General features: G+C 45.5%; 2 protein-coding genes. One reads left to right on the top strand and one right to left on the bottom strand.

The window, feature by feature from the left end; genetic code table 11:
- Nucleotides 1–1,033 precede the first annotated feature (1,033 nt).
- A complete protein-coding gene (alaS, locus tag H6S82_RS20425; RefSeq protein ID WP_190475517.1) occupies nt 1,034–3,718 on the top strand; it encodes an alanine--tRNA ligase in 2,685 nt (894 codons plus the stop codon).
- Between the two features lie 156 nt (nt 3,719–3,874).
- Here the strand turns inward: alaS and H6S82_RS20420 are convergent.
- A partial coding sequence (locus tag H6S82_RS20420; protein WP_191056628.1) for a PEP-CTERM sorting domain-containing protein occupies nt 3,875–4,398 on the bottom strand: 524 nt, incomplete at its 5' end.

The following is a 4,398-nucleotide window of genomic DNA, read 5'->3' as shown; positions in this document are numbered from 1 at the left end:
ATATGCCTACGGCACGCTGTGCGAAGGCACTCCTGCAAGTGCCTTAACAAAAGTTCATACAGTGTCGATTACTTTTGTCCGACTACTTATTACTCAAGTTAGTGCCACTCAAGCTTATGCCATTGAAAGATTTGCCATTTACTATTTTGCTAAGTAAGGTTGTTGTATCCATTTTAACTTTCCTATAAATTTGTTAAAAGTTGTGGTATAAGTTTACACGGTAAAGGTGAAAAAATTGTGAAGATGAGACCTCACGAATACCCAACCTTTAAGCATCTGTAAATTACAGGTACAACAACTCAGTAAGAGGAAAATTTATTCTTATAGGCTGTGCAAGTAAAATAATATTTATTCATCGCTATTAATGGGTAATCTATGCCAGATGGTATGATTTTTATAAAAATGTATTAAATTGCGGATACAAGCAAAAAAGAAAGGAAAGTATGACAGCCAATAGCCACGAATTGTCGCTGTATTTTTGCTTTTGAAAGTATAAAAATAGCGGTGTGCGATCGCACTAACCGCCAAAAACGCTGTGTGCCCAGTCAAGGAGACTAGGCACACTAGAACGGAATTTTTGGATTTCTCAAGTGTCGATCGTCAAAAACTAGGACGAAGAATGAACAGTTCATTACTAAGGTGGACAGTTATTGCAGCTTTGATATGATGGCGACCGCATTATTTTGTCTTACCAGACTGTTGGTTTGGCATTGCTCTAACAAGAGCGTTTTGCCACGAATAATCGTATGCCTTTTCTTTTGCTGCAAGTAGGTCTTTGACGGGGGACACCAGGTCTTGACCTTGTGATTTGTGTTTCTTTGGTATCCAATCTAAAATTAACACGGTTCCGATAGCCTGAGAACACCTGTTTACTTAAATTTACGATGTTTTACACTACTTAATTTTACTTAGACATCAGTAATTTGCACTCCAAAATATTCTGACGGATCTGTTAGCTGCCGACAAAGATGCCCCCGCGTCCTCAACAAAATGTAAAAATTAGAATGTTGACGACACACTTTCATACAGACCAATGGCTTCCTCTCCCCAGTACCTCAGCGGTAACGAAATTAGGCAAACATTTCTTGACTTTTTTGCCCAGCGGGGGCATAAAATCCTGCCCAGCGCTTCCCTAGTGCCAGAAGACCCCACCGTACTGCTGACTATCGCTGGGATGCTGCCATTCAAACCGATATTCCTGGGACAGAGAACAGCAGAAGTTCCCCGCGCTACCACATCCCAAAAGTGTATCCGCACCAACGATATCGAGAACGTGGGACGCACGGTCAGACACCACACCTTCTTCGAGATGCTGGGTAACTTCAGCTTTGGAGACTATTTTAAAGAACAAGCGATCGCCTGGGCGTGGGAACTGTCAACCGAAACCTTTGGACTGCCCCCAGAACGCCTCATCGTCAGCGTTTTTGAGGAAGACGACGAAGCATTTGCCATCTGGAGAGACAAAATCGGCATTCCTCCCCATCGCATCAAACGCATGGGTAAAGACGATAACTTCTGGGTGTCTGGCCCTACCGGCCCCTGCGGCCCCTGTTCGGAAATGTACTACGATTTTCACCCCGAACTCGGCGACGACAACATCGATTTAGAAGATGGCAGCCGCTTCATCGAATACTACAACCTCGTGTTCATGCAGTACAACCGGGATGTAGAAGGCAATCTGACACCACTGCAAAGCAAGAACATCGATACCGGTATGGGATTGGAGAGAATGGCGCAAATCCTCCAAAAAGTGCCGAACAACTACGAAACAGACTTGATTTTCCCAATTATCAAAACTGCCGCTGAAATTGCGGGAATCGATTACACCCAAGCTGATGAGAAAACCAAAATTTCCCTGAAAGTAATTGGCGACCACGTTCGCGCAGTCGTTCATATGATAGCCGATGAAATTCGCGCCTCGAATATCGGTCGCGGTTATGTGTTGCGGCGATTAATTCGTCGCGTTGTTCGTCACGGCAGATTAATCGGAATTGAAGGAGAATTTATCACAAAAGTAGCAGAGAGTGCGATCGCACTTTCCGAAGCAGCTTATCCCAACGTGCGCCAACGGGAAGCGCAAATCAAAGCCGAACTGCAACGGGAAGAAAACCAATTCCTCAAAACCCTCGATCGCGGCGAAAAACTGCTTGCAGAAATTATCCAAAAAGCTCTTGTGGGACAGGCGTCTCGCCTGTCATCCTCCGGGCAAGATGCCCATCCCACAACAGAAATTTCCGGACGCGACGCCTTTACCCTATACGACACCTACGGCTTCCCCTTTGAACTAACTCAAGAAATTGCCGCCGAACAAGGATTGACTGTTGATACGGCTAGCTACGAAGCAGCAATGGAAGAACAGCAAACCCGTTCTAAAGAAGCCCACGAAACCATCGACTTAACCGTACAAGGTTCGCTGGATAAACTCGCCGAACATATCCACGCAACAGAATTTTTGGGTTACACTCAACCTCTCAGCCAAAGCATTGTCGAAGTCATTCTCGTCAACGGCAAATCAGTAGAAGCAGCGGAAGCGGGAACAGACTTACAAATCGTTCTCGACAAAACACCATTCTATGCAGAATCCGGCGGACAAATAGGCGATCGCGGTTACATCACTGGCGACGGTATCGTGGTCAGAATTGAAGATGTCAAGAAAGAATCGGATTTCTTCGTTCACTTCGGACGCATCGATCGCGGTACTTTGCGCGTAGGCGATCCCGTCACCGCTCAAATCGATCGCTCTTGTCGTCGTCGCGCTCAAGCCAATCATACCGCAACTCACTTATTGCAAGCGGCATTGAAAAAAATAGTCGATGATTCCATATCGCAAGCCGGTTCGTTAGTAGCGTTCGACAGACTGCGATTTGACTTCAACAGTCCCCGTGCTTTAACATCAGAAGAGGTGCAACAAATTGAAGAACAAGTTAATACCTGGATTGCCGAAGCACACGCTGGCAAAGTGGAAGTTTTACCGCTAGCAGAAGCAAAGGCAAAAGGTGCGATCGCGATGTTCGGGGAAAAATACGGCGACGAAGTGCGCGTGTTGGACTTCCCAGGCGTTTCGATGGAACTTTGCGGCGGAACTCACGTTAGCAACACCGCTGAAATAGGCGTTTTCAAAATAATTTCTGAGTCTGGTGTAGCTGCTGGAGTGCGACGCATTGAAGCCGTAGCGGGGCCATCAGTGCTTGACTATTTGAACGTGCGCGATAAAGTAGTCAAAGAGTTGAGCGGTAACCTGAAAGCGAAACCGGAAGAATTGCCCGATCGCATCAACAACCTGCAAAACGAACTGAAGTCAACTCAAAAACAACTAGAAGCGCTCAAAGCAGAACTCGCGATCGCAAAATCCGACCAATTGCTATCTCAAGCAGAGACAGTCGGCGATGGCAAAATCCTGGTTGCACAGTTGGGAGAAGTTGACGCCGAATCCCTCAAAACAGCAGCCGAAAGATTGCAGCAAAAATTGGGCAACGCTGCTGTAGTGCTAGCGTCAGTTCCCGAACCGCAAAAAGTGAATTTTGTAGCAGTTTTTAGCCCAGAAGTCAATAAAAAAGGGTTACAAGCTGGCAAATTTATTGGTGCGATCGCGAAAATTTGTGGCGGCGGCGGTGGCGGACGACCCAACTTAGCTCAAGCAGGCGGACGCGATGCGAGTAAATTAAAAGAAGCCTTGGAAACCGCTCGCACTCAGTTGCGGGAAGGTTTGCAGGCTTAAACTCTTTTTTGTTACTCTCGATCGAGAATTATCCAAAACTTTTCTGATTTTGAAGGATTGCGGCGATAAATACGCGATTAATTTCGCCGCAATCCTTCATGCTTTTTCTGTGACTAAAATTACCAAAGAGGTATGAGCCAACCTTTTCTGCTTCAGTTAGGATTTTTGTTGTTTGCGCTTCAGAACCGAACCAGTACCAAAAGCACCCAAAGCTAGTAAACTTAATGCCGAAGCTGGTTCGGGAACAGAAGCAGTTTCAACGCCCATCACAGCAATAGCATTAACATCGAAACCATCTCTGCCAGATCCGGCTGGTGATTTGTCAATCAGTTTGACATATTTATAAGTATTATTGTTGTTGATATTGAGAGTCGCACCGAGCGGATTCTTAAAAGCATTATCAGTAATATTCTTGATAGTGCCAATATCCAGCCAATTGCTACCGTTTAAGTCATTCCCAACAAAAACCTGCACCTGCTCATCATATTGTGATTGTTGGGTGTAATTTCCCCAAGTAGTCTCCCAGAGAGTAACTTGACCCGCAAAAAGCGTTCCGAAGCTAAATATAGCTTCCCCTTTAATACCCAAACTGAGGAAATCTTTATTGCTATTATTACTTTGGTCAATTTGGGGCGCACCTAAAGCATTATCAGTATCTGTTCTATAGGCATCCATCGGCG

Source organism: Planktothrix sp. FACHB-1355 (assembly GCF_014748295.1).
Classification (GTDB): Bacteria; Cyanobacteriota; Cyanobacteriia; order Cyanobacteriales; family Aerosakkonemataceae; genus Aerosakkonema; species Aerosakkonema funiforme_A.
Note: the sequence above shows the minus strand (reverse complement) of the source record. Positions and strands in the feature narration are given on the sequence as shown.